Origin of the sequence: Moellerella wisconsensis ATCC 35017, assembly GCF_001294465.1 — a bacterium.
In the GTDB taxonomy this organism is placed as follows: Bacteria; Pseudomonadota; Gammaproteobacteria; order Enterobacterales; family Enterobacteriaceae; genus Moellerella; species Moellerella wisconsensis.
In genome coordinates this window covers 1-275 of the sequence record NZ_LGAA01000082.1, presented here as the reverse complement: position 1 = coordinate 275, position 275 = coordinate 1, and the positions used below count along the sequence as shown (strand labels likewise).

The window sequence follows — 275 nt, the reverse complement described above, 5'->3', positions numbered from 1 at the left end:
ACCTGTGCAGCATACGAACTGGCAAAAGCTGGTGCTGATGCTGCCTATAAACAGGAGGTTGAACGGATTAACAACGCCGCTAAAAGTGAATCCAGTACATCTGATTCTCTCGGACAGTGCCTGGGGTCGCTATCGGTATCACTAAAAATCCCTCAGTTTCCGTCTATCAGCGACATCATTGATAAGGTGAAGGATGAGGTATGCAATACGGTTAAATCGAAGATTAATGAGAAGTGGGGGAGCCTGACTAATACGACGCTGGACCCGTGGTCAAC

The 275-nt window shown here is 47.6% G+C and carries 1 pseudogene; it reads left to right on the top strand.

The window, feature by feature from the left end:
- Window positions 1-275, top strand: a pseudogene (locus M992_RS15360) (hypothetical protein); the annotation flags it as partial.